The 24,895-nt window shown below is 68.8% G+C and carries 24 protein-coding genes; 13 read left to right on the top strand and 11 right to left on the bottom strand.

The window, feature by feature from the left end; all coding sequences use genetic code 11:
• Positions 1–102 precede the first annotated feature (102 nt).
• Positions 103–918, top strand: coding sequence for a nucleoside triphosphate pyrophosphohydrolase (gene mazG, locus C693_RS0113080; RefSeq protein ID WP_026107404.1), 816 nt, complete (start codon positions 103–105; stop codon positions 916–918).
• Positions 919–959: 41 nt separating this feature from the next.
• On the opposite strand, the gene C693_RS0113075 is transcribed toward mazG, so the two are convergent.
• Positions 960–1,475, bottom strand: coding sequence for a hypothetical protein (locus tag C693_RS0113075; protein ID WP_017462733.1), 516 nt, complete (start codon positions 1,473–1,475; stop codon positions 960–962).
• A gap of 130 nt (positions 1,476–1,605) precedes the next feature.
• Here C693_RS0113075 and C693_RS0113070 point away from each other — a divergent pair, with 130 nt between their 5' ends.
• Complete coding sequence (locus tag C693_RS0113070; protein WP_017462732.1) at positions 1,606–2,379, top strand: DUF4097 family beta strand repeat-containing protein; 774 nt, start codon at positions 1,606–1,608, stop codon at positions 2,377–2,379.
• Positions 2,380–2,389: 10 nt separating this feature from the next.
• Here the strand turns inward: C693_RS0113070 and C693_RS0113065 are convergent, their stop codons facing one another.
• From C693_RS0113065 to C693_RS0113050, 4 genes are read right to left on the bottom strand one after another with little or no spacing between them, the layout of a single operon-like run.
• Positions 2,390–3,529, bottom strand: a complete 1,140-nt coding sequence (locus C693_RS0113065; RefSeq protein ID WP_017462731.1) for an SLC13 family permease — start codon at positions 3,527–3,529, stop codon at positions 2,390–2,392.
• Complete coding sequence (locus C693_RS0113060; RefSeq protein WP_017462730.1) at positions 3,523–4,152, bottom strand: glutathione S-transferase family protein; 630 nt, start codon at positions 4,150–4,152, stop codon at positions 3,523–3,525. Before C693_RS0113060 ends, C693_RS0113065 begins: the two co-directional genes overlap by 7 nt.
• Before the next feature lie 43 nt (positions 4,153–4,195).
• Entirely contained in the window at positions 4,196–6,679 is a 2,484-nt protein-coding gene (locus C693_RS0113055) for an ABC transporter permease (protein ID WP_017462729.1), read from the bottom strand.
• Positions 6,676–7,377, bottom strand: coding sequence for an ABC transporter ATP-binding protein (locus tag C693_RS0113050; protein WP_026107403.1), 702 nt, complete (start codon positions 7,375–7,377; stop codon positions 6,676–6,678). The genes C693_RS0113055 and C693_RS0113050 overlap by 4 nt, the downstream gene beginning before the upstream one ends.
• Between C693_RS0113050 and C693_RS0113045 the strand changes: the two genes are divergently transcribed.
• The 3 genes from C693_RS0113045 to C693_RS0113035 all read left to right on the top strand — a co-directional run bounded on the left by C693_RS0113045 (position 7,376) and on the right by C693_RS0113035 (position 9,883).
• Complete coding sequence (locus tag C693_RS0113045) at positions 7,376–8,002, top strand: arylesterase (protein ID WP_017462727.1); 627 nt, start codon at positions 7,376–7,378, stop codon at positions 8,000–8,002. The two genes, C693_RS0113050 and C693_RS0113045, sit on opposite strands and share 2 nt — an antisense overlap.
• 116 nt (positions 8,003–8,118) lie before the next feature.
• Positions 8,119–8,850: a response regulator transcription factor gene (locus C693_RS0113040; protein WP_017462726.1), complete on the top strand. Its 732-nt coding sequence runs from the start codon at positions 8,119–8,121 to the stop codon at positions 8,848–8,850.
• 109 nt (positions 8,851–8,959) lie between these two features.
• Positions 8,960–9,883, top strand: a complete 924-nt coding sequence (locus tag C693_RS0113035) for a histidine kinase dimerization/phospho-acceptor domain-containing protein (RefSeq protein WP_017462725.1) — start codon at positions 8,960–8,962, stop codon at positions 9,881–9,883.
• Between the two features lie 38 nt (positions 9,884–9,921).
• Here the strand turns inward: C693_RS0113035 and C693_RS24500 are convergent, their stop codons facing one another.
• Complete coding sequence (locus tag C693_RS24500; protein WP_017462724.1) at positions 9,922–11,280, bottom strand: 3-oxoacid CoA-transferase; 1,359 nt, start codon at positions 11,278–11,280, stop codon at positions 9,922–9,924.
• A 168-nt stretch (positions 11,281–11,448) separates the two neighbouring features.
• Between C693_RS24500 and C693_RS0113025 the strand changes: the two genes are divergently transcribed.
• From C693_RS0113025 to C693_RS0113015, 3 genes are all read left to right on the top strand, one after another.
• The gene (locus C693_RS0113025) at positions 11,449–11,817 is read left to right on the top strand and encodes a BlaI/MecI/CopY family transcriptional regulator (protein WP_017462723.1); all 369 of its coding nucleotides are present in this window, start codon (positions 11,449–11,451) and stop codon (positions 11,815–11,817) included.
• The gene (locus C693_RS0113020) at positions 11,804–13,336 is read left to right on the top strand and encodes a M56 family metallopeptidase (protein WP_017462722.1); all 1,533 of its coding nucleotides are present in this window, start codon (positions 11,804–11,806) and stop codon (positions 13,334–13,336) included. Before C693_RS0113025 ends, C693_RS0113020 begins: the two co-directional genes overlap by 14 nt.
• Before the next feature lie 64 nt (positions 13,337–13,400).
• Positions 13,401–14,450 (top strand): isoaspartyl peptidase/L-asparaginase family protein, encoded by a 1,050-nt coding sequence (locus tag C693_RS0113015; protein ID WP_017462721.1) that lies wholly within the window; start codon positions 13,401–13,403, stop codon positions 14,448–14,450.
• A 10-nt stretch (positions 14,451–14,460) separates the two neighbouring features.
• On the opposite strand, the gene C693_RS0113010 is transcribed toward C693_RS0113015, so the two are convergent.
• From C693_RS0113010 to C693_RS0113000, 3 genes are read right to left on the bottom strand one after another with little or no spacing between them, the layout of a single operon-like run.
• Positions 14,461–15,042 carry a response regulator transcription factor gene (locus C693_RS0113010; RefSeq protein WP_017462720.1) on the bottom strand — a complete coding sequence of 194 codons (582 nt, stop codon included), beginning with the start codon at positions 15,040–15,042 and terminating at the stop codon, positions 14,461–14,463.
• Positions 15,043–15,068: 26 nt separating this feature from the next.
• Positions 15,069–16,391 carry an ATP-binding protein gene (locus C693_RS0113005; RefSeq protein WP_017462719.1) on the bottom strand — a complete coding sequence of 441 codons (1,323 nt, stop codon included), beginning with the start codon at positions 16,389–16,391 and terminating at the stop codon, positions 15,069–15,071.
• Positions 16,392–16,428: 37 nt separating this feature from the next.
• Entirely contained in the window at positions 16,429–17,988 is a 1,560-nt protein-coding gene (locus C693_RS0113000; protein ID WP_017462718.1) for a peptide MFS transporter, read from the bottom strand.
• 223 nt (positions 17,989–18,211) lie between these two features.
• On the opposite strand from C693_RS0113000, the gene C693_RS0112995 reads away from it, so the two are divergent.
• The 4 genes from C693_RS0112995 to C693_RS0112980 all read left to right on the top strand — a co-directional run bounded on the left by C693_RS0112995 (position 18,212) and on the right by C693_RS0112980 (position 20,697).
• Positions 18,212–18,586 carry a diacylglycerol kinase gene (locus tag C693_RS0112995; RefSeq protein ID WP_017462717.1) on the top strand — a complete coding sequence of 125 codons (375 nt, stop codon included), beginning with the start codon at positions 18,212–18,214 and terminating at the stop codon, positions 18,584–18,586.
• A gap of 80 nt (positions 18,587–18,666) precedes the next feature.
• On the top strand, positions 18,667–19,287 hold the full coding sequence (locus C693_RS0112990; protein WP_017462716.1) for a LemA family protein: 621 nt from the start codon (positions 18,667–18,669) through the stop codon (positions 19,285–19,287).
• 4 nt (positions 19,288–19,291) lie between these two features.
• Positions 19,292–20,194, top strand: a complete 903-nt coding sequence (locus C693_RS0112985) for a TPM domain-containing protein (RefSeq protein ID WP_017462715.1) — start codon at positions 19,292–19,294, stop codon at positions 20,192–20,194.
• Complete coding sequence (locus tag C693_RS0112980) at positions 20,194–20,697, top strand: TPM domain-containing protein (RefSeq protein WP_017462714.1); 504 nt, start codon at positions 20,194–20,196, stop codon at positions 20,695–20,697. Before C693_RS0112985 ends, C693_RS0112980 begins: the two co-directional genes overlap by 1 nt.
• Positions 20,698–20,745: 48 nt before the next feature.
• On the opposite strand, the gene C693_RS0112975 is transcribed toward C693_RS0112980, so the two are convergent.
• Complete coding sequence (locus tag C693_RS0112975) at positions 20,746–22,701, bottom strand: alpha/beta hydrolase family protein (protein WP_017462713.1); 1,956 nt, start codon at positions 22,699–22,701, stop codon at positions 20,746–20,748.
• A 188-nt stretch (positions 22,702–22,889) separates the two neighbouring features.
• On the opposite strand from C693_RS0112975, the gene lgt reads away from it, so the two are divergent.
• On the top strand, positions 22,890–23,768 hold the full coding sequence (lgt, locus tag C693_RS0112970; RefSeq protein WP_017462712.1) for a prolipoprotein diacylglyceryl transferase: 879 nt from the start codon (positions 22,890–22,892) through the stop codon (positions 23,766–23,768).
• Between the two features lie 107 nt (positions 23,769–23,875).
• Here lgt and C693_RS0112965 read toward each other — a convergent pair whose 3' ends face one another.
• The gene (locus C693_RS0112965; protein WP_017462711.1) at positions 23,876–24,892 is read right to left on the bottom strand and encodes a TIGR00266 family protein; all 1,017 of its coding nucleotides are present in this window, start codon (positions 24,890–24,892) and stop codon (positions 23,876–23,878) included.
• Positions 24,893–24,895: the final 3 nt, after the last annotated feature.

Raw genomic sequence — 24,895 nt, 5'->3', positions numbered from 1 at the left:
GCAGGTGTCCGGTGTTGGTGCTGTTTCCTTGACTCGCATGCGGATGCGACGCTCCACTCTCACTCCTCACTCCTCACTCCTCTTCACTCACTTCTCCCACCCATGACTCAACGCCACAGCCTCGACGATCTGCTCGCCATCATGGCCCGCCTGCGCGATCCGCAGGGCGGCTGCCCGTGGGATCTGCAGCAGGATTTCGCCACCATCGCCCCGTACACGATCGAGGAGGCCTACGAGGTCGCCGACGCGATCGATCGCCAGGACTGGCCCGACCTGCGCGACGAACTCGGCGACCTGCTGCTGCAGGTGGTGTTTCATGCGCAGATGGCGCGCGAGCGCGGACTGTTCGAGTTTGCCGATGTCGCGCATGCGATCAGCGACAAGATGATCCGCCGCCATCCGCATGTGTTCGGCGATGTCGCCTACGACGACGTCGAGGCGCAGAAGGCGGCGTGGGAGGCGATCAAGGCCGAGGAGCGCGCGGCCAGGGGCGAGACGCACGATGCCAGCGCGCTGGCCGGCGTGTCGCGCGGCCTGCCGGAGTGGAAGCGGGCGCAGAAGCTGCAGGAGAAGGCCGCGCGGACCGGCTTCGAGTGGCCGGACCCGGCGCCGGTGCTGGACAAGCTGGCCGAGGAGGTCGAGGAGGTACGCGCGGAGTTTGCCGCCGGCGCCGATACCGGACGGCTGGAGGACGAGATCGGCGACGTCGCCTTCGTACTGGTCAATCTCGCCCGGCATGCGGGCGTGGATTTTTCGCAGGCCCTGCGCCGGGCCAACGCCAAGTTCGAGCGCCGCTTCCGGCGCATGGAGGCATTGGCGGACGAGGCGGGCCAGCCGCTGGACCAGCGCGATCTGGCGGCACAGGAACTGCTCTGGAACGCCGTCAAGCGCGAAGAGGATCGCGGCGGCCAGGCGTAGGACGCAGGTATCGCCCGCACCCGCCGCCGCCGTCCGCGGCTTTAACTGCCGCCGCCATCCTTTGCCGTCGCACCCTGCTTCTGCTCCCAGCGCGCGCGCATCCGTTCCATCTCGGCCCGGTGCTTCGCCTCGTTGGCCAGGCTCTCGTCCAGGCTCTTGCGCATGGTGGCGATGGCGGCATCGAGGTTGGTCGGCTGTGCCTGCACGCGCGCCAGCTGGTGGTAGGCGTAGGCGCGCACCCGCGGATCCTGTGACTTGGCCAGCACCTCGTCGTACACGGCGGCGAGGTCGCGGGTGCGGCCGGCCTGGCGGTAGAGGTGCTCCAGTCCGCGCAGGTCGGCGATCACGCCGCGGCCCTCGTCACCCATCCGGTGCATGCCGGGACCGTGGCGCATCCAGTCGCCGTGGCGGCCCATGCCGGGTGCGCCGGGCATGCCGTGCGGGCCGGCCATCGGTGCCGGCGGAGCCGGGGGCGTCTTGTCCTGCGCGAAGGCGAGGGAAGCGCTACCCGCGATCAGCAGGGCCAGGGTGGAAGCGAGCAGGGTCTTGTGCTGCATGGGGATCTCCACGGGAATGCGTGGACGTCATGAACGTGGTGCCCCCGTCGCCGTTGACCGGTCGCAGCGATTGCAACCTTTCGGCGCCGGGGTGCATCTGAGCGGGGTATTCCTTCCATCGGAGATCGACATGCGCCACCTCCTGCTGTTCGCCGCCCTGCTCGCCCCGCTGCCCGTGCTGGCGGCCAACCAATGCAAGTACGAGGCGCCGCGCCAGCTGCACGACGACCTGAAGGGCGTGCGCAGCGTGCAGATCGCCGTGCATGCCGAAGACCTGCACGTGACCGGCAGCCCGTCCGCCACGGCGCTCACCCTGGATGGCCGCGCCTGCGCCTCCAGCAAGGACGTGCTCGACAGCCTCACGGTGGAATCGCATCGCGACGGCGACCAGCTAATCATCGAACTGGCCCGCCACGAGGGCATGCACTTCAACCTGTTCGGCAGCTCGTACAGCAGCCTCGACGTCAACGTCCAGCTGCCGGCCGGCATGCCGCTCACCGTGGCCGTGGGCTCGGGCGACGCCGATGTGAGCGACGTGCAGCAACTGGACAGCCAGGTCGGCTCCGGCGACCTGCATGTCAAGCGCATCGCCGGGCGCTTCGCCACCAGCGTGGGCTCCGGCGACGTCGACGCCAACGACATCGGCAGCCTGTCGATCGGTTCGGTCGGTTCGGGCGATGCCCGTATCGATGGCGTGCGCGGCGATGCCCGCGTGGGCAGCATCGGTTCGGGCGATGTGACCATCAAGCGCGTCGGTGGCAGCGTGCGTGCCGATACGCTCGGCTCGGGCGACCTCAACGTGCGCGATGTCACCGGTGATCTCTCTCTCGGTGCCAAGGGCAGCGGCGATGTCGACTACAGCGGCGTGAAGGGCAAGGTCAGCGTGCCCCGCGACGACGACTGAGCCGTCGGCCTCAGGCCAACCAGCGCGCCGCCAGGTAGACCAGCGGCGCGCACACCAGCAGGAATGGGATCGACACGCGGTGGAATTGCCGCAGGCCCTGCGGCAGGCGCGCCAGCCGCAGGGCGATCAGGTTGGCCAGCGAGCCGACCACCAGCCCGAAGCCACCGACGTTGACGGCGGTGGCCAGGGCGAGCGGATCGTGCGCGCGGCCCAGCAGCAGCACGGTGGCCGGTACGTTGCTGATCAGCTGGGAACCGAGCAGGCCGCCGAGGAACAGGGTCAGTGGCTGCCCGAAGTCGAAGTGATCCAGGACCGCACCCACGGCCGGCAATGCGCTGAAATGGCCGAGCCCGGCGAAGATCGCCGCAAAGGTCGCCAGCAAGGGCCAGTCGATCCGCTTCAGGCTGTCGCGTGCCAGCAGGGCGAACGGCAGCAGCAGGCCGAGCGCGCCTTCCAGCGCCAGCCCGTGTTCCATCATCAGCACCATCGAGGCCAGCGCCACCAGCGACAGCACGGCCAGCGGCGGGAACAGCGGTCGTCCGTCCAGGGCGTAACGATCCAGCGTGATCCTGCCGCTCGGCAGCCACAGCGCGGTGAGGGCCAACAGCAGCAGCGATGCCACCACCGAAGCCGTCAGCATGCCCTGTACGAAGGCCAGGAACGGCAGGTGCGAGGACTGCCACAACAGCAGGTTCTGCGGGTTGCCGATCGGGCTGAGCATCGATCCGGCGTTCACCGCCAGTGCTTCCAGCACCACCATCCGCGCCAGCGGCAGGTTGGACAGGCCGGCGATGGCGACGGTCAACGGCACCAGCAGAAACAGGCTGACGTCGTTGGTCAGGACCATGGCCAGCACTTCGGCGCTGGCCACCAGCATCAGTCCCAGCCCGCGCAGCGAGTGCGCACGAGTCACCAGCACGATTGCCGCACGCTGCACCAGGCCGCTGTCGCGGATGCCCTGGATGGCGATCATCAGGCCCATCAGGCCGGCCAGGGTCGGCACCTGCAGCCAGCCCTGGTAGCGGTCCAGCGGCTGCGGATCGGCCAGCGCGAGCAGGACGGCGAGCGAGCCGAATGCGGCCAGCAACCACTCGGTGCGCAGCCAAGGCAGCAGGCGCGACTCGAACGCGTCGCGCAGGGACCTCACCACCCGCTCAATCCCTCGACCGCGTATACCTGCTGCCAACTGGGGCGGGCGCGGATCAGCTCGGCCAGGCGCGCCAGTGCCGGCCACTGGCTGGCCGGACGCGGCATGTTGCGCGACCAGCGCATCAGCATCGCCAGCAGCAGGTCGGCGGCGCTGAAGTCGTCGCCGAGCAGGTAAGGGCCATTCGCCGCCAGCTCGCGGTCGAGGTAATCCCACACGCCCTCGATCTTCGCCGCCAGCGCGGCGCGGACCTGCGGCGGATGCTCGGTCGCGCCCAGGTCCGGTGGGTAGAACCAGAAGCGGAACGTCGACATCAGCGTGTTGCTGAGGTAGACCAGCCACTGCTCGAAGGCGTCGTGGGCGGCGGTGCCGGGCGCAGGGGCGAGGCCGGCCTGCGGATGGCGGTCGGCCAGCATCATCAGCAGCGCGGCGGACTCGTGCCGCGGCTGGCCATCGATCATCAGGGTCGGCACCACGCCACGGGGGTTCAGCGCGAGATAGGCCGGGTCGCGTTGCGCGCCGCGCTCGATGTCCACGAGCTGCAGCTCGAACGGCGCACCGCTCTCGATCAGCGCCATGTGCACCACCATGCTGGCGGTGCCGGGGGAGTAGTAGAGCGTGTACATGGCGTACCTCGAGGCCGGGGAGTCGCTGATGGTGGCGGCGTGCTCAGCCCTCGCGCAAGAGTCGCATCGGCGACGTGCGGGTCACCCGCCGCGTACCCGCCAGGCCGAGCAGCATCACCACGACCGCGGCAACCAGCGCGTCCAGCGCCAGCGCGCCGAGCGGCGGCACGAAGTGCTCGATGTGAAACACCGCGCGACCCAGCCACCAGCCGGCGCCGGCCGCTCCGATCGCCGCCGTCAGTCCGGCCACCGCTCCGAGCAGGGCGAACTCGCAGGCCGCCGCCACCCGCAGTTGCCCGCGCCGGGCGCCCAGGGTGCGCAGCAGCGCCGCTTCGTGCCGGCGCTCGGCGGCGCTGGAGGCGAGCGCCGCCGCCAGCACCAGCGCTCCGGCCAGCAGGCTGAAGCCGAGGATCCAGCGCACGGCATTGCTCACCCGCTGCACGATCTCGCGCACACGGTCGAGCAGGGAGTCGACATCGACCAGGCTCAGGTTGCTGTAGTCGCGTGACACCCGCGCCAGTCCGTCGGCCTGGTCGCGCGGCAGGTAGAAACTCGCCAGCCAGGTGTGCGGCAGGGTATCGGCGTGCGCCGGATCCAGCAGCAGGAAGAAGTTCACCCGGAACGAGCTCCAGTCGACCTGGCGCACGCTGGTGACGGTGGCATCCAGGCTGCGCTCGCCGATGGTGAAGCGCATCGTGTCGCCGAGCTTCAGGTGGAACATGTCCCGCCACATCGTATCCACCGAAACCTCGGCGTGCGCCGGATGCGCAGCGAACCAGGCGCCGGCGACCACCTGGTTCGACGGCGGCAGCGCGCCGGCCCAGGACACGCGCAGCTGGCGGTCGACCCAGTCCTTCGCGCGTGGGTCGGTGAACGTCAGCTGGTCGGCGGGCACGCCGTTGATCGCAGCCAGCTTGCCTACCGCCAGCGGCAGCATGTTGAGCTCTTTCGCCCCCAGCTTCCGCACCGCGTCGTCGAAGCCGCTGCGCTGGTCGTCCTGCAGGTTCAGCACGAACCAGTTCGGCGTGTCGGCCGGCAACTCACGGCGCCAGCCGTCCAGCAGCGAGGGCGCGACCACGGCGAGCAGCAGCAGGGCGACCAGTCCCAGGCTCAGCGCGGTGGCCTGGATCAGGCTCAGTCCCCGGCGCCGGGCCAGTGCGGCAAGGCCGAGGCGAAGGGCGGGATGCGCCCCGGGCGCCACCCGCCGCGCCAGCCACAGCAGCAGCGCCGCGAGGGCAGCCGCGAACGCGGCCACCCCGAGCAGGCTGGCGGCGAGGATGCCGGCCATCTTCAGCGAATCGCTCTGCAGCCAGATCAGCGCGGCGGCCACCGCCAGCGGCACCAGGTACAGCACGTCGAAGCGGCGCACACGGCGGGCCAGGCTGGCACGGAACACGGCCACCGGCGGTACGTCGGCGAGCCGGGCCAGTGGTGGCAGGGCGAAACCGGCCAGCACCGCCAGGCTCACCGCCGCGGCGGCGAGAGCGGGCAACAACGGCAGCTCGGTCGGCACGTTGCCGAACAGTTGGCTGGCCACCAGCCATGCTCCCTGCGCGAGGGCGAGGGTCAGGGCGATCCCCAGCGCCACGGTCGGCAACGCCAGCGCACCGAGCGTGCCGAGCAGCAGCGCCAGCACGCGCCGCCGCGGCGTGCCCAGCGCGCGCAGCAGGGCGACTTCCGGAGTCTTGCGGCGGGCATAGCGCTGCGCCGCCAGGGCGATCGCCACGCCGGCCAGCAGCGCCGAGAGCAGGGCGGTCAGTCGCAGGAAGGCGCTGGCGCGGTCGAAGGCGGTGCGCATGCGCTCCTGGGCCTGTTCCGGCGTGATCAGCTGCGCCCCCTGCGGCAGCGTCCGGGACTTGGCCCAGCGTCGCCAGCGCTGCACCTGGTCCGGCTCGCCGGACAGCAGCAGGCGATGTCGCGCGCGGCTGCCGACGCCGAGCAGACCGGCCGCCTCGGCGTCGGCCAGACTCATGATCGCCCGCGGCGCCAGCGCAAAAAGCTCGCCACCATCAGGCTGGCGAACCAGTTCCGCGGCGATCTGCAGGTCGCGCCCGCCCACCTGTACCGTGTCGCCGACCTGCAGGCCCAGCGCGACCAGTGCGCGATGATCGAGGTAGACCGAGCCGGTGCCAGGTGCATGCCCCGGGCGTGTGAGACCCTGGCGATCGGCCAGTTCCAGCGTGCCGCGCAGCGGGTAGGTCGCGTCGGTGGCCTGCACGTCGAGCAGCTGGCTGTGACCGTCATGGAAGGCGACGCTGGGGAAGCTGGCGACGTGGTTGGTGCGCAGACCGTCGCGGCGCGCCTCGTCGGCGAAGGCGGGAGGGAGCGTCTGGGGCGCGCTGATGCCCACATCGCCGCCGATCAGCTCCGCCGCGCTGGCCAGCAGGCCGCGTTCGATGCGGGTGGCGAGCGTGGCCACCACGCCGAGCGCCACCACCGCCAGCACCAGCGAGGCGGCCAGCGTGCGCAGTTCCGGCAGGTGCCATTCGCGGCGCAGGCTGCGCAGGGCCAGCGGCATGATGTTCATGCGGTGGTGCCCTCGGCCGCATGCACCACGCGGCCTTCGGCCAGTTCGATGCGGCGCTGGCAGCGCGCGGCGAGCGCCGCGTCGTGGGTGACCAGCACGAGGGTGGTCCGGCGATCCCGGTTGAGCGCGAACAGCAGGTCGGCGACATGTCGGCCGGTACGCTGGTCGAGATTGCCGGTGGGCTCGTCGGCGAACAGCAGGCGCGGTCCGTGCACGAAGGCCCGGGCGATCGCCACGCGCTGCTGCTCGCCGCCGGACAGCTGGGCCGGATAGTGCCGTCGCCGCGGGGTCAGCCCGACTGCCTCCAGCGCGTCGCGCGCTCTGGTCCGTGCGTCGCGCGCGCCCTCCAGTTCCAGCGGCAGCATCACGTTCTCCTCGGCGGTGAGCGCGGGGAGCAGGTGGAAGGACTGGAACACGAAACCGACCAGCCGCCGACGCAGGTCGGCGCGGGCTTCCTCGTCGAGTGTCTCCAGCGGCTGGCCATCGAGGCGGATGTGGCCGCTGCTCGGCAGGTCCAGCCCGGCCAGCAGGCCGAGCAGGGTGGTCTTGCCCGAGCCGGAGGCGCCGACGATGGCGAAACTCTCGCCCTCGCGCACCGACAGGCTCACGCCCTGCAGAATCGCCAGCGTGCCCTCGGGGCCGCTCACCGACTTGCTAACATCGATCGCCTCGAGCACTGGAGCGGATGGATCACTCATGCGTCGTTTCCTCTACGCCTTGGGCCTGCTGCTGTGGGGAATGGCCGTCGCCCATGCGGCGCCGACCCGGAGCGTGCTGGTGCTGGGGGACTCGCTGTCGGCCGCGCACAACATTCCGGTCGAGTCCGGCTGGGTGAGCCTGCTGTACGGGCGTCTGGCCAAGATGGAGCCGCCGTGGCGCGTGGTCAATGCCAGCATCAGCGGCGAGACCTCGCTGAGCGGGCGCAACCATCTGCCCGGGTTGCTGGCGAAGGAGCGGCCGGCGGTGGTGGTGATCGAGCTGGGGGCCAACGACGGCCTGCGCGGCTTGCCGCTGGATGCGCTGCGCGACAACCTGGCCGCGATGATCGACATGGCCCACGAGGCCGGCGCGAAGGTGCTGCTGCTGGGAATCGAGCTGCCGGTGAACTACGGGCCGCAGTATCGCGATGGCTTGCGCTCCATCTATGCCGATCTCGCCCGGCAGAAGCACGTGGCTCTGGTGCCGTTCCTGCTCGACGGCGTGGCGCTCGATCCGTCGCTGATGCAGGACGACGGTCTGCACCCCACGGCTGCCGGCGAACCGCACGTTCTTCAGAACGTATGGCCTGCCCTCGAGCCCCTGCTGCGCAAGGCACCGCGTTGACCGCCGGGGCCCGTTTGACCGGCGGGTGAACGCGCGTCGAGATCCTTCACATCGTGGTCACCGGGTCGCCCGCTAGCCTTTCACAAACGTGAAAACAGCAACTGCAGGACGAGCATATGAGCACACGTGACGAACAGGCTGGACTGGTGCTTCTGGTGGAGGACAACCGCCAGATTGCCGAGATGGTGGGTGAATTCCTGGAGCGCCGCGGCTACTCGGTGGACTACGCCGCCGATGGCGTAAGTGGTCTGCATCTGGCCGTGACCAACAGCTACGACGTGGTGGTGCTCGACCTGATGCTGCCGGGCATGGACGGCCTGGAGGTCTGCCGCAAGCTGCGCAAGGACGCCAAGAAGTCCACCCCGGTGCTGATGCTGACCGCGCGCGACACGCTGGAAGACAAGCTGGTCGGCCTGGAGGCCGGCGCCGACGACTACCTGGTCAAGCCGTTCGAGGTACGCGAGCTCGAAGCCCGTCTGCGCGCCCTGATCCGCCGCGACCGCCGGCAGGTGTCGACCGAGGTGCTGACCGTGGGCGACATGACTCTGGACACCGCCACGTTGCGCCTGACCCGTGCCGGGCAGGAGCTGACCGTCTCGCCGATCGGGCTGAAGCTGCTGGCGATCCTGATGCGCGAATCGCCGCGCGTGGTCAGCCGCCGCGACATCGAGCGCGAGATCTGGGGCGACACACTGCCCGACTCGGACACCCTGCGCTCGCACCTCTACAACCTGCGCCGGGTGATCGACAAGCCGTTCGACAAGCCGCTGCTGCACACCATCCATTCGGCCGGCTACCGCCTCGCCGACCTCGAGGCCGAGGTGGCTGCCGCCACACAGCCGGCTTGATGCGAAGGAGGCCGCGCCACTCGGCAACATCATGAAAAGCAGGGGTTCGACTCAGCTATCGGGGGCGTTTCGCAAAGGAGCTTTCCAGCGGCGCATTGCGGGTATCTTCGTGTTGCAGCTGGTAGCGCTGGTGATCTGCGTCACCTTGGGTATGTTCAGCATGGCGCCGGTGGGCGCCGTGCTCGTATTGATCGTCATCGTGTCCGTGCTGGCCTGGCTGGCGGCACGGCGCGAGTGGCGACCGGTCAGTGCACTGGCGCGGCTGGTGGAGGGGTGGGACGAACACCCGGACATCGCCGCGCTGTCGCCGGATCGCCTCGGACGGGGCACCGACGCCGACCTGGCCTCTCTCGCGGGTGGACTGCATTCGTTCGCCCAGCGCATCGCCGGTTACACCGAGCGCGAACGCAACTTCACCCGCGATGCCAGCCACGAGCTGCGCAGTCCGCTCACGGTGATCAAGATGTCGGTGGACATGCTGGCCGAGGAGCAGGCGCTCAGCGGTTTCGGCGAGCGTTCGCTGCAGCGGATCCGACGTTCGGCGCGGGAGATGGAAGCGCTGGTGGAAGCGTTGTTGATCCTCGCCCGCGAGAAGGACAACGGCGTCGACGACGAAGTGTTCGTGGTCAACGATGCGATCGGCAGGGAGCTGGGTTTCGCCCGCGACATGCTGGCGGGGCGGCCGATCGAGTTCGAACTGGAGGAGCCCGCGCGATTCGCCCTGGAGGGGTCTCCGCGCGTCTTCGCCGTGCTGTTCTGGCAGCTCATCCGCAACGCCTGCCAGCAGACCGAGCGCGGCCGCGTGGTGGTGACGGTCATGCCGGATGCGGTGGTGGTATCCAACCGTACGGAGCCGTTGCCCGCCGACGCTGAAGCGGGCGGGCCGGCCCGGCCGAATGCCGATCGTCACGGCTTCGAGCTGGCGATTGCACGGCGGATCAGCGAACGCTTCGCCTGGCCGCTGGAGCTGCAGACCCGCGCGAGCGGCGAGAACGTCGCACGCATCCGTTTTCCGCAGGTCCGGGCGGCCTGAGACTCCCTCGCGCCGGCGCGAGGGAGCGTCGTGCCGGATCAGCCCCCCAGGGCGGGCGACACCGCAAAGCCGCAGCCGGTCTTCGCCTTCACCTCGTCGACCGTGACTCCCTCGTTGAGCTCGATCAGGGTCAGGCCCTGGCCCTTGGCCACCTCGAACACGCACAGATCGGTGATGATCAGGTCCACCACCTGCTTGCCGGTGAGCGGCAGGTCGCACTGCTGCTTGATCTTCGGCGAGCCATCCTTCGCGGTGTGCTCCATCAGCACCACCACGCGCTTGACGCCCGAGACCAGGTCCATCGCACCGCCGGGGCCCTTGACCATCTTGCCCGGCACCATCCAGTTGGCCAGGTCGCCGTGGCAGGACACTTCCAGGCCACCGAGGATCGACAGGTCGATGTGGCCGCCGCGGATCATCGCGAACGAGTCTGCGCTGGAGAAGAAGCTGGAGCCGGGCAGGGTGGTGATGGTCTGCTTGCCGGCGTTGATCAGGTCCGGGTCGACCTTGTCGTCGCTGGGGAACGGACCGATGCCGAGCAGGCCGTTCTCCGACTGCAGGGTCACGTCCATGCCCTCGGGGATGAAGTTCGCCACCAGGGTCGGGATGCCGATGCCCAGGTTGACGTAGAAGCCGTCACGCAGTTCCTTCGCCGCGCGCTGCGCCATCGCGGTGCGCGTCGGGTTTTCCTTGCCGGTGTTGGCGCCGGCGACGGTGCGGAACTCGATGCGCTTCTCGTAGCTCGCACCCTGGATGATGCGGTCGACGTAGATGCCCGGCACGTGGACCTGGTCCGGGTCGAGCTCGCCGACCTCGACCAGTTCCTCCACCTCGGCCACGCAGACCTTGCCGCAGGTGGCGATCATCGGGTTGAAGTTGCGCGCGGTCTTGCGGAAGACCAGGTTGCCCAGGCGGTCGCCCTTCCACGCCTTGACGATCGACACGTCGGCGTGGATCGCCTCCTCCAGCACGTATTCCTTGCCGTCGAAGGACTTGGTCTCCTTGCCCTCCGCCAGCTTGGTGCCGAACGCGGTGCGGGTATAGAAGCCGGGGATGCCGGCGCCGCCGGCGCGCAGCTTCTCGGCCAGGGTGCCCTGCGGCACCAGGTGCAGCTCCAGCTCGCCGGCCAGCACCTGGCGCTCGAACTCCTTGTTCTCGCCCACGTAGGACGCGTACACGCGCTTGACCTGGCGGGTTTTCAGCAGCGGGCCCATGCCGAAGTCGTCCACGCCGGCATTGTTGCCGACGATGGTCAGGCCCTTGGTGCCGGCATCGAGCAGGGCGCCGATCAGGTTCTCGGGAATGCCGCACAGGCCGAAGCCGCCGGCCGCGATCGTCATGCCGTCGAACAGCAGGCCGTCAAGTGCCTTGGTGGCGTTGGGGAACACCTTGTCCATCGCAGTGCCTTCTTCTGCTTGGGGAATCAGCCTTCAAGGATACGACGGATGGGTGTCGGCCTGCCTCGTACGAAGGTCCGATGGGGCGAACCGTGGTCGTTGGGCTTGCGCCAATCGTTTACGCGTGTAAACATAAATCAGTGATTACATGTGTAAACGGAGTGCGTCGTGATCAGCGAAGCCGAAGCGGTGGTGATGGAGGTGCTGTGGCGCAGCGCGCCGCGCAGTGCCGAGGAGATCCTGGCCGAGGTCGGCCAGGCCCAGCAATGGCAGGAGGGCACGGTGAAGTCGCTGCTCAACCGCCTGCTGAAGAAAAAGGCGGTGAAGGCCGAGCGTGACGGCCGCCGCTACCTGTATTCACCGCTGCTGGCCCGCGAAAAGTACGTGCACCAGACCAGCAAGAGCCTGCTCGACCGCCTGTTCGAAGGCCGCGTCGCCCCGCTGGTGGCGCACTTCTCCGAGCAGCGCAAATTGTCGAAGAAGGACATCGCCGAACTGCGCCAGTTGCTGGAGGAGCTCGACGATGAGCAGCCTTGAGGCACTGGCCTACGCCTGGATGAACCACGCGGTGCGGCTGACCTGGACCTTCACGCTCGCTACGGTGCTCGTGCTCGCCCTGCGGCGGCCGCTGCGGCGGCTCGCCGGCGCCGAAGTCGGCCCGGTGCTGTGGCTGCTGGTGCCGCTGTCCCTGCTCGCGGCGCTGGCCCCGCACCCGGCCATGCCGTTAGAAGCGCTGCCACCGGTAGTGGTGCGCATCGCCGGTGGCGGAGCCTGGGTGGCGCCTCCCGCACCGGCCGGGTGGACGGTTCCGTGGCACACGCTGGCGATGGCGGCATGGCTGCTCGGTGCGCTGGCCGTGCTTGCCTGCGTGGGCATTGTCCAGCGCCGCTACCTGCGCCGGCTCGCCGGTGCCCGCGCAATCGATGTTGCAGATACCCGCACCCCGGTATGGCAGGCCGCCGACAGCGATCTCGGGCCGGCCGTGGTTGGTGCCCTGGGCCTGCGCATCGTGCTGCCCGCCGATTTCCATACCCGCTACACCCGGACCGAGCAGGTGCTGATCCTTGCCCACGAGCAAGTGCATGCCCGGCGCCGCGACGGCCTCTGGCGCCTTCTCGCGCAGGGACTGGCCGCGCTGTTCTGGTTCCACCCTCTGGCCTGGTATGCGCTGGCCTGCCTGCGCCAGGACCAGGAGCTGGCCTGCGATGCCGTCGTGCTGCGCGAGCACGGTGCCCCGCGCCGGGACTACGCCAGCGCCATGCTGAAAACCCAGTCCTCGCCGCTGATGCTGCCGGTGGGGTGTTCCTGGTCCGCGCGTCACCCACTCACGGAGAGAGTCGCCATGCTGAAACTGCCCGTCCCCACGCATGCCCGCCGCCTGGCCGGCCGCGCCGCGCTCGGCATCATCGCGCTCGCCGGTTCGTTCGCCGTCTATGCCGCGCAGTCGGCGCCGCCAGTGCAGCACGCGCCAGTAGCGGCCTTCACGCTGGAGCTGGCGGTCAGTGTAGGCGGGCAAGCTCCGCATCTGCACGCCACCAGCTGCCTGAAGGGTGCCGACGACACCTACCGCTTCGTCAACCACGAGGACAAGGCGCTGCCGCCTTGGCAAGGGCAGGTCGGGATCGTGCCTGCACCCGATGGCCAGATGGAGATCCATGCCAGGATCACGGGCGGGTCACTCAAGGCACCGGTGACACCGACCGTGCGCACGCGTGTCGGCCCGACGGCGACGATACAGATCGGTCGGGTGGTAGCCGGCGTGGACCACACACTGCGCCTGGACCTCACTGCCTGGCCAGGGTGCGGCACGCCTCGCCCGACCGTCGATGACGGCAACGTGCACGAGCGGTTCGCTGGAAGCGCCCGCGCCGTGGCCCAAGGCATCGCACAACGGGCCGGCCTGACCATCGGAAATCCCGAGAGCCTCGACGATACCCGGCCCATCAAAGGAAACTTCGAGGGAGTGCCGCCTACCGTTGCTCTGTGGGTGATCGGCAACACGTTGGATATGAAGGTGGTCGTCGACGGCAAGACGGTTCGCTTCGTGCCCAAGTAACTTGGCCGAAAGGGTGCGTTGGCATCGCTATACTTCCTCCGTCACTCGGGAGTAGAAGATCGTGATGCCGCCGCGCCTGCTGATGCTTCTTGCCGCCGCCGGTCTCTCGGCGGCGGTTCACGCGGCCAGCCCGGTGCTGGTGATCCATGCCGGAGCCGGCGCGCCGCGCAAGGACATGCCGCCGGCGCGCGAGAAGGCCATCCGCGCCGCGTTGACGCAGGCGCTGCTGAAGGGCTACGCCGAGCTCAAGGCGGGCAAGCCGGCCATCGACGGCGTGACGGCCGCGCTGGTGGTGCTGGAGGACGATCCGCTGTTCAACGCCGGGCGCGGCTCGGTGTTCACGCACGCCGGCACGCTGGAAATGGATGCGGCGATCATGGACGGCTACACGCTGCGCGCCGGCTCCGTGGCCGCGATCGACCACGTCAGGAACCCGATCCTGGCGGCCCGTGCAGTGATGGAGCATTCGTCGCACGTGATGCTGGTTGGCGCCGGTGCCGAAGCCTTTGCCAGATCGCAGGGCCTGGCCATGGAGAGCGATGCCTGGTTCCGTACCGAGGAGCGCTGGCAGCAGCTGCAGCGTGCGCTGAAGGAGGATGCGGCCAACCAGCCGCATGCCGATGAGGCCACCGCCAAGCACTTCGGCACCGTGGGCGCGGTCGCGCTGGACGTGGACGGCCATCTCGCGGCGGGCACCTCCACTGGCGGCATGAACGACAAGCTGCCGGGCCGCGTGGGTGATTCGCCGATCATCGGCGCCGGCACCTACGCCAACTCCGGCTGCGCGGTGTCCGGCACAGGCTGGGGCGAGTTCTACATGCGCACCGTGGCCGCGCATGCGATCTGCATGCGGGTGACCCAGCTGCGCATGCCGATCGCCCGCGCCGCGGCCGAGGTGATCAACCAGGAGATTCCCGCGATGGGCGGCAACGGCGGCGCGATCGCGCTGGACGAGCGCGGCCATATCGCGATTCCGTTCAACACCGACGGCATGTTCCGCGGCTGGATCGATGGCTCCGGCCAGCCGCACGTGGCGATCTTTGGCGACGAGGACGACGGCACCGGCGAGCCTTTGCCCGCCCCGGCGCCGGACGATGCCGCCACCGGCCGCTGAGCGGCGCCGGTCAGTCCTCGCGATCCGGGCGTTCGCGCACCGGATGCTTGCTCAGCTTGCGCTGCAGCGTGCGGCGGTGCATGCCGAGCCGGCGCGCGGTTTCGGAAATGTTGCCGTCGCACTCGGTCAGCACGCGATGGATGTGTTCCCACTCCAGCCGCCGCAGTGCCAGCGGTGCCTCGGGCGTCTCGACCACCTCGTCGTCGTCGGCATGCGGGCCATCGCCCTCGGTGAGCGCGCGGACCACGGCATCTGCGTCCACCGGCTTGGCCAGGTAGTCGTGCGCACCGCGCTTGATCGCCTCCACCGCGGTGGCGATCGAGGCGTAGCCGGTGAGCAGCAGGATGCGCATGTCCGGCACCAGCCGGTGCAGGTCGGGAATCAGTCGCAGGCCGCTGTCCTCGCCGAGCTTGAGGTCGAGCACGCAGTAGCGCGGCTGGTGGCGCCGGGTCAGCGCGCGCGCCTCGTCGGCGTTGGTCGCGTTGATCACCTCGAAGCCCCGCGAGCCCATGGCCCTGGCCAGCACGCGACCGAAGGTCGGGTCGTCGTCGACGATCAGCAGGGGACGGGCGGAGGCGTTGAGGTCGGTCATCACGGTATCCACGTTGGCGTATCGCTCTATTTTGACGGCTGCGGGGCCTTGCGTGCACCCTCGCGGCGCGGCGGGGCCGGCGTGATCGATGTCAGCGGCAGGCGCATGCGGACCCGCGCGCCGTCCGCGGTGTTCTCCGCGGTGAGTTCGCCACTGAGACGGTCGGCGGTCGCTTCGGCCAGCGTCAGGCCGATGCCGAGCCCGCCCTGCTTGCCGCTGTAGCCGAGTGCGTGGCCCGGCTCGTCCGGCAGGAAGCCCGGGCCGCGGTCGCTCACGTCCAGCTCCAGCCAACCGCCATCCCGGCTTACCCGCAGTGCGACCCGGTTGGAGTCGCACATCGCCGAGGCGTCCGCCGCGTTGTTCAGCAGGTTGATCAGCGCGTGCCGCAGCCCGGGCGGGCTGCTCAACGCCGCCCCGGCCACCGCGTCGGCCATGTCCAGCTCCAGCTCGGCTTCCGGCCGCAGCAACTGGAAGCGCTCGAGGCAGCCATGCACGAAGCTGCCGACGTCCATCTGCTCCTCTTCCTGCGACAGCTGCGCCTTGCCGAAGGCGACCATCTCGCGAAGGATGCCGCGGCAACGCTCCACCTGCTCTTCGAGCAGTTCGAGATCCTCGGCCAGCGGCTGGTCGGTGGCGTGTTCGCGGCGCAGCTCGGGCAGCAGCATGCGCATGGTGGCCAGCGGGGTGTTCAGCTCATGCGCTGCACCCGCCGCCTGGGTCGCGATCGCCAGGATGCCCTCGTCGCGCAGCGCGCGCTCGCGCACCCGCTGCACCTCGTCCTGCTGCAGGCGCACGGCGGTGGCCAGGCGGTTGATGAAGAAGCCCAGCAGCATCGCGGTGATCGCGAAGTTCACCGCCATGCCCAGCACGTGCAGCTCGAAGCCCGCGCGGCCCTCCATCATCGGCGGCAGCGGCAGGTAGTGGCGCAGCAGGAATACGTAGGCCAGGCAGGTCAGTGCAGCCACGGTCAGCAGCGCCGGGATGGTGAGTGCGGCAGCACCGAGGGCGATCGGGATCAGCAACAGGGTGACGAACGGATTGGTGGCGCCGCCGGTGAGGTACAGCAGGGCCGAGAGCACCAGCGTGTCGGCGGCGATGTGGCCGATCGTCTCCCACTCGCGTACCCGCCACGGCATGGTCAGCCGGAACGAGGCGAAGGCCGCGAAGATGGCGTAGAGCCCGATCACCACCAGCAACGGCAGGACCGGGATCTCCATGCGCATCCACAGCGCCGCGAACAGCACGGCGCTGCTCTGGCCGGTGATCGCGCACAGGCGCAGCCAGGCCAGGGTGCGGGTCAGCGCCGATGGGGCGAAACGCTGGGGCGAGGCAGGATTGAGCAGGGGCATAAGTAAGAAGGCCCGCCGGGTGGCGGGCCTTGGTGGCTCACGGGGCGGGCGTATCGTAGCCCTCTTCGCTGCGCGAAGCGGGGAGTGGATCGTGATTGGTCGCCACGTCGGAGTGACTGGCCGACAGCCGGTTCATCAAAGGCAGCACCGCGATCGCGATCACCGTGCAGCCCACGCCGACCATGCCGAGCTTGTTGAACAGGCTGGTGTAGATGTCCAGCGACTGCACCGGATCCTTGATGCCTTCCGGAATGTGCGCATAGTTCGCCACGACGCTGCCCAGGTACTGCGAGATGCCCGAGGCCACGTAGTAGGCACCCATCATGAAGCCACCCATGCGCGCCGGCACATAGCGGGCGATCATCGCCAGGCCCAGGCCCGACACGAGCAGCTCGCCCAGCGAATACAGGCCGTAGCCCCACACCATGATCCACGACGACACCTGGCCGTTGACGGCCCAGCGCGCGCCGACGCCGTAGATGAAGAAGCCGATTGCCACCGCGGCGAAGCCCCAGGCGAACTTGGCGGCGACGGAGATGTCCTTGCCGGCGCGGCCCAGCGAGTTGTAGATCAATACCAGCACCGGGCTGAGCAGCACGATCCAGATCGCGTTGAGCGACTGGAACTGCTCCGGAATCCACGTGAAGACGTGCCAGCCGAACAGGCTGAAATCCAGGTTCACGTTCTTCTGCGCGAACAGGTTCAGCGACGTGGACATCTGCTGGTAGAAGATGAAGAAGAAGATCGTCTGCACCGTCAGCACCAGCGCGGCGGTGAGGCCGGCGCGCTCGTCGCGGTGGCTGGAACGGATCAGGTGGATGAAGATGCCCAGGATCACCACGCCGGCGGCGTACACGCACACGCGCGCGACCGCCTCGTTCTGCAGGATGAAGGCCGAGACGAACACCAGCACGATACCCGCGCCGAGCACGCCGGCGAGCTTCTTCAGGTCGACCGGCTTGTTGTCCGCCGGCGAACCGATGTGGGCGAGCGTGCGGCTCATCAGCGCGTAGTTGACCAGGCCCAGCGCGAGACCGACCGCGCAGGCGCCGAAGGCGGTGTGCCAGCCCCAGTCGTCGCCGTAGTGCTGGCCGACGTAGTCGCGGATCCACGGGGTGAGCAGCATCGAGATGGTCGAGCCGATGTTCACCGCCATGTAGTAGATGGTGAAGGCGCTGTCGATCTTGGTGTCGTCGCCCTCGTAGATCTTGCGCACGAGGTTGCCGGCGTTCGGCTTGAACATGCCGTTGCCGACGATGATCACGCCCAGCGAGATGTACAGGAAGCCGGCGCTCTCGGTGGGGATCCACAGCAGCGCATAGCCGAGCATCAGCACGATCGCGCCCATGCGCATGGTGCGGCGGGTGCCGATCAGCTTGTCGCCGACCCAGCCGCCGATCGCCGGCGTCACGTAGATCAGCGCCGCCGCCGCGCCCCACACCAGGTTGGAGCGGGTGTCGACAAAGCCGAGCTTCTTGATCATGTAGGTGACCATCAGCACCTGCATGCCGTAGAAGCCGAAGCGCTCCCACATTTCGATCAGGAAGACGGTACTGAAGGAGCGGGTCTGCGAGACGGGCGGATTCTGGATGGCCATACCTTTTCCGTGCGGGTTCATGCCTTGGCACCGCACGTGGCAGCACCTCTCGAGTGTGGCCCCGGGCAGGGCACAGCCTCGGAAGGGTACCCGATTCGGCCCGGCCTTGTAGTTGCACCGCAAAAGGGCAAAGGGCATCCGCAGGAACGTGTGGCATGATGCGGCCCACTCGCATCCCGCCCCTGCGGCGGGGGCTTCAGATTGATCCTGGAGAAAGAAACCGATGCCCGGCAGTGGATTTCGCGGCAACCCGCGCCAGCTCTGGAACGCGTTCCGCTGGTCGATGAAGGGGCTGCAGGCGGGCTGGCGGCACGAGGCGTCGTTCCGGCTCGAGGCCATGCTGGCGGTGGTGCTGGTGCCGCTGGGCCTGTGGCTGGGTCACGGGCCGCTGGAGAAGATCGCGCTGGTGCTGCCGGCGGTGCTGGTGCTCTCCGCCGAGCTGCTCAATTCGGCGATCGAGGCGGTGGTGGACAAGGTCAGTCCCGACTTCCACGAACTGGCCGGGCGCGCCAAGGACATGGGCTCGGCCGCCGTGTTCCTGCTGCTGCTGCTCACCGTGCTGTGCTGGGGGCTGATCCTGGGGCCGCGCTGGCTCTGAGCGGGCGGCATCGGCGCGGGCGTCGTATGCTGGTGGGGATCGGGGATTGCCCCGCCGTCTCCATTCACGGGAGTGAAGCGATGAAACTGCTGCGAACCTGCCTGATCCTGCTTCTGGTGGCCGGGCTGTCCGGCTGCGGCTACAACGCCATCCAGCGCCAGGACGAGGCGGTGAAGGCCTCGTGGTCCGAGGTCATCAACCAGTACCAGCGACGCGCCGACCTGGTGCCCAACCTGGTCGCCACCGTGAAGGGCTACGCCCAGCACGAGGAGAAGGTGTTCGTCGAGGTGACCGAGGCGCGCGCCAAGGTCGGCTCGATCAAGGTCGACGCCGACACCGTCAACGATGCGGCGAAGCTCAAGCAGTTCCAGGCGGCGCAGGGCGAGCTGTCCAGCGCGCTGTCGCGGCTGATGGTGGTCAGCGAGAACTACCCGCAGCTGAAGGCCGACGGCCTGTTCCAGAACCTGCAGGCCCAGCTGGAGGGCACCGAGAACCGGGTGACCGTGGCGCGCAACCGCTACGTGCAGGCGGTGCAGGCGTACAACACGCTGATCCGCACCTTCCCCAACAACCTCACGGCGAAGATGTTCGGCTACCAGGTCAAGCCCAACTTCAGCGTGGAGAACGAGCAGGCCATCTCCACCGCACCGAAGGTCGACTTCGGCTCCGCCGCGCCGGCCGCACCCGCCTCGGCGCATTGATCCGATGCGTCGCCTGACGCACCTGCTCCTGCTGCTCGCGCTGGCGTGCGTCACGCCGCTGCGTGCAGCGGACGTGCCGCACCTTACGCGCCACGTCACCGATCTCACCGGCACGCTCACGCCGCAGCAGGTCGACGCGCTGGACGCCAAGCTGGTGGCGCTGGAGCAGCGCAAGGGCGCCCAGCTGGTGGTGCTGATGGTGCCCTCGCTGGACGGCCAGGACATCGAGAGCTACTCACTGGCGGTGGCCGAGGCCAACAGGATCGGCCGCAAGGGCACCGACGACGGCATCCTGCTGCTGGTGGCCAAGAACGACCGCAAGGACCGCATCGAGGTCGGTTACGGGCTGGAGGGTGCGGTGCCGGACGCGGCCACCGCGAGGATCCGCCGTGAGTACATCGAGTCGCGCTTCAAGCAGGGCGATTTCTACGGCGGGCTGGATGCCGGCGTCGACGCGCTGACCAAGCTGATCGACGGGGAGCCCCTGCCGGCGCCCAAGGAGTCAAGCCGATCGCGGGGCGGTCTGGATATCGGGCATGCGATGCTGATCGGCCTGTTCGTGGCGTTGTTCCTGCGCCGCCTGTTCGGCCGGGCCCACGTGATCGTGCGCACGCCGCTGGGCGCGGCGCTGACCGGCGGCCTGCTGTGGCTGCTCGCCGCGACGGTGGGTGTGGGAGTGCTCGGTGCCGTCATCGGCGGCATCGTGATGCTGATGCCTGGCGGTGGCGGGCGTTCCATCGGTGGCGGTGGCTGGGGCGGCTGGGGCGGATTCGGCGGCGGCGGCTGGGGCGGCGGCGGGTTTGGAGGGGGCGGATTCGGCGGCGGCAGCGGCGGTGGCTTCGGTGGCGGCGGCTTCAGCGGTGGCGGCGGCAGCTTCGGCGGCGGCGGTTCTTCGGGGAGCTGGTGATGGGACGGATCGAGCGACTGTCACGCAACCTGTTCGGCGCCTGGTTCCAGCTGCGACGCTGCTTTCCTTCCACGCTGCTGGACGAGATGGCCACGGCGATCCACGACGGCGAGCGCCACCATTGCGGCGAGCTGCGTTTCGCAGTGGAGTCGCGCCTGTCGCCATCGGCAGTCTGGGCGGGAGTGACCGCACGCCAGCGGGCGCAGCAGGTGTTCTCCCAGTTGGGTGTGTGGGATACCGAGCTCAATACCGGTGTGTTGATCTACGTGCTGCTGGCGGAGCGCCGGATCGAGATCGTCGCTGATCGCGGTCTGGTCGAACGGGTGGAGCGGGGGGCATGGGAGCGTGTCTGCGCCGGAATGCGCGCGGCGTTCGCCGCCGGGCACTGGCGCGAAGGCAGCCTGGAAGGAATCACCGCGATCCATGCGTTGGCCGTGGCAAGTTTCCCCAGCGACGGCCGGGACAACCCGGACGAGCTGCCGGATCGTCCCGTGCTGCTCTGAAGAAAGAGGCCGCCCAGGGGCGGCCTCTTTCCTTTCGGGCGTCAAGGCTCAGCCGCCCTTGCCGATGTGCTTCTCGAGGAAGGCCTGCAGTGTGTTCAGCAGGTCGATGTTGTTCTTCTCGTCGTAGAAGCCGTGTCCTTCTCCCGGCTTGACCAGGGTCTGGTAAGGCTTGTGTGCCGCATCGAGCGCGGCGGTCATGGCCTTGAACTGGGCGAAGGGCGCGCGCTGGTCGTCTTCGCCGTGGATCAGCAGCACGGGGACGTCGATCTTGTCGGCGAGCTTGTCCGGCGAATTGGCGTCAAGCGTGGCGGTGTCGTCGCCCATTTCGGCGCGCAAGGCGTTGCGCCCCAGCTCGCTCTCGCGAGTGTCGCCCTTCTTGTAGCGCATGGCCATGTCGTAGATGCCGGCGTAGCCGACGGCGCACTTGAACAGGCCGGGGGCGCGGATCGGCGCCATCATCGCGGCATAGCCGCCGTAGCTGGCGCCATAGACGCAGATCCGCTTGGGATCGGCGTAGCCTTGGGCGATGGTCCACCTGGTCCCGTCGATCAGGTCCTGCACGATGCCGGTGCCCCACTGCTGGTAGCCGGCCTGCTGGAAGTCCACGCCGCGTCCGCCCGAACCGCGGAAATTGATCTGCAGTACCAGATAGCCGCGGTTGGCGAGGAACTGCGCGTCGCTGTCGTAGAACCAGTCGTCCTCGATGCCGATCGGGCCGCCATGCGGCAGCAGCACCATCGGCAGGTTCTTTTCGCCGGCGCCTCTGGGCAGCGTCAGGATCGCCTCGATCGGCGTGCCGTCGCGGGCGATGAAGGTCACCGGCCGCCGTTCGGCCATCTGCGCCGGATTGATCCATGGCTCCACGTCGAACAGCTTCTGCACCTTGTAGGTACGGGTATTGATGAGGAAGTAGGTGCCTGGCGTGCGGTCGCTGCTGACGCCGAACAGCAGCTCGCTGCCGTCGTCGCTGAAGTTGACGAAGTGCACGTAGCTGCCCGGGAACTTCAGGCTCAGCGCCCGGTGCAGCTTGGCCATCGGCGCGTTCGGATCGACGTAGCGGGGCGTCGGCACACCGGTAGCCAGCGTCGTCGCGAAGGGCTGTTCCGGCTTCGCCGTCCATTCGATCACGCCCACGCTGCCGAAGTCCGCGCGGGCGATCACCTGGCGGTCGCTGCCGTCCTCGGCCATCGATACGAGCGAACTGGGGCCGCCGTCAGCGCTGTAGGTCGCATACACGTGCTGGCCGTCGGGCGTGCTTTCCAGCGGGTTGAACCGGACGCCGACCTGGGACGGCGTCATCGGCGACCAGCTCGAGCCCACCCGGTGGTAGACGACGTAGTCGAAGTCGATGTTGGTGCCGAAGGCGTAATGTGCCTGGCCATCCTTGCCGACCATGAAGCTCATGCCCGACACGCCGATGTCACCGATCAGGTGTCGCGTGTTGCGCTCGGCATCCACGTCGTACAGCGAGCTCTGGTGGTTACTGTCCCAGCCTTCGGCGGCCATGTAGAAATGGCCGTTGGCGTGGTCCGGTTTGCCGTCGAAGAAGCCCCAGCCGCGGTCGGTGCCGCGGGTGGATGCGCGCCTCCCGTACTTCATGGCATCGATGCCGAACAGGTAATCCTGGTTCTTGCCGTCGAAGTCGGTAGCGAGGATCTCGCCGGTCAGCCTGGGCTGCTCGATCGAGCCGTACTCGCGGCCCTTCTCGATGATCAGCCGGGTCGGGCTTACCCAGACGAAATTGGCTGGCACCTCGTACTTGGGCATCCGCAGCATGCTGGCCGGATGGCTCATGTCGGCAACCTGGAAAACCACCAGCGCGTGCGCGCCATCGTCGCCATCCATGCGTACCGCGAGGTACTGGCCGTCCGGCGACAGGCGTGGCGTCGATATCGCGGGATGCCTGGCGAACGACTCGACTGGAATCAGATCGGTGGCGCCGGCGGCCACCGTCACGCAACCCAGCACTGCGCCCAACAGCGCCATCCCAAGATGCTTCTGCATGTGTATCCCCCTGGATGCTCCTCCATGCGCGACCGGGCGCGGAGGAGCCTCGCGCCCGGTGTCCCGGCAACTCGACCGGGTCCCCTGTTTCCCTGAATGGGCAGTATATCCATCCGCCGCGGCACCCCTTCGGTTTTCCGGAACGGCGGGCCGACGGCTAGACTTGCCCTTTTTGCCGTCGGCTCGCCATGACCCAGCCCTTTGTCGTCCAGTTCGATCCCGTGGCCTTCAGCCTCGGGCCATTGCAGGTGCACTGGTACGGACTGATGTACCTGTTAGGCTTTCTGCTGGTCGCGACGCTGGCCGAGTACCGTCGGCGCAGGGGCCGGTTGCCGGTGAGCCGCGACGCGCTGGGCGACCTGATGTTCTACGGCATGATGGGCGTGATCGTCGGCGGCCGCGTCTGGTACATGCTGTTCTACTACGCCGGCGGCCCCGGCTGGATCTGGCGCGACCCGCTGGCCCTGTTCAAGGTGTGGGACGGAGGCATGAGCTTTCACGGCGGCCTGCTCGGTGTGGTGCTGGCGGGCTGGTGGTGGTCGCGCCGGCACCGGCTGCATCCGTTCGACACGATCGATTTCGTGGCGCCGATGGTGCCTCTGGGTCTGGGGCTGGGGCGGCTGGGCAACTTCATCAACGGCGAGTTGTGGGGCAAGCCCGGCGACGTGCCGTGGGCGATGATTTTCCCCGGTTCACGCGAAGAGGATCTGCAACTGGCGGCCGGCAACCCCTCGTTGACCGAGCGCCTGCAGCAGTTCGGCGGCCTGCCACGTCACCCCTCGCAGCTGTACGAGCTGGCGCTGGAAGGCGTGTTGATGTTCGCGGTGCTTTGGCTGGTGTCGCTCAAGCCGCGGCCGCGCTATCTCGTCTCCGGCCTGTTCGCGCTGCTGTATGGCTGCTTCCGCTTCGCGGTGGAGTTCGTGCGCGTGCCGGATCCGCAGCTGGGCTACCTGGCCTGGGGTTGGCTGACCATGGGCCAGGTGCAGTCGATCCCGCTGATCGTCGTGGGGCTGGTGCTGCTCGCGATGTCGCGGCGCGCCCCGGTGCTGCCGCTGGCGGCCGGGTAGGAGCCCGCTCGCGGGCGATGCTCCTGCTCCTGATCCGCATCGAAGCGGGCAGGAAAGGCATCGCCCGCGAGCGGGCTCCTACCGTGTGACGAGCGCCTTGCGGGACCTCAGAAGTTGCGGTCGCCGCCGAGGATGTCGCCCAGTCCGCCGAGGATCGAACCCTCGCCGCGCCGCTGTCCGCCGCCCTGCGGCGCCGCCGCCAGCATGCGTCCGGCCATGCGCGAGAACGGCAGCGACTGCAGCCACACCGTGCCGGGCCCGGTCAGGGTTGCCAGGAACATGCCCTCGCCGCCGAAGAACATGCTCTTGATGCCGCCGACGGGCTTCACGTCCATGCTCACCGTATCGTGGAAGGCGACCACGCAGCCGGTGTCCACATCCAGCCGCTCGCCGGCCTTGAGCTCGCGCTGCACCACGGTGCCGCCGGCATGCACGAACACCCAGCCGTCGCCTTCGAGCTTCTGCATGATGAAGCCCTCGCCGCCGAACAGGCCGGTGAGGATCTTGCGCTGGAAGAAGATGCCCAGCTGCACGCCCCGCGCGCCGGCCAGGAACGAGTCCTTCTGGCAGATCAGCCGGCCGTTGTGCTCGGACAGCTTCATCGCCATCACCGTGCCGGGGTAGGGCGCGGCGAACGCCACCTTGGCCTTGCCGCTGCCGGCATGGGTGAATACGGTGGTGAACAGGCTTTCGCCGGTGATCACGCGCTTGCCGGCCGACAGCAGCTTGTCCATCAGGCCGCCGCCCTGGCTGGCGGCCGAGCCGTCGCCGAAGACCGTATCCATCTGGATGTCGGATTCCTTGTACATGAGGGCGCCGGCCTCGGCCACGGCGCTCTCGCCCGGGTCCAGCTCGATCTCGACGAACTGCATGTCGGTGCCGACGATGCGGTAGTCGATCTCGTCGGCGCCGGCTCCCTGCAGCGGCGGCGCCGGTGGTGGCATCGACGTCGTTCCCAGGCCGGAGGCCAGCTCGCCGACCGCGCGGACCGGCTTCCACTCGGTGAACCCCTCGCGCCAGCAGTAGCCGTCGGGCTGGCGCCGCGCCTGCTCGCGGGCCGCCATGTCGTCGAGCGGGCCGATCCGTTCGGCGTCCTTGCCGTAGCTGAAGTACCACTGGGCCATCTG

The organism is Dyella ginsengisoli LA-4, assembly GCF_000334915.1.
GTDB classification, from domain to species: Bacteria; Pseudomonadota; Gammaproteobacteria; order Xanthomonadales; family Rhodanobacteraceae; genus Dyella_A; species Dyella_A ginsengisoli_A.
The sequence above is the reverse complement of the archived record's forward strand: the minus strand, read 5'-3'. Positions and strand labels throughout refer to the sequence as shown.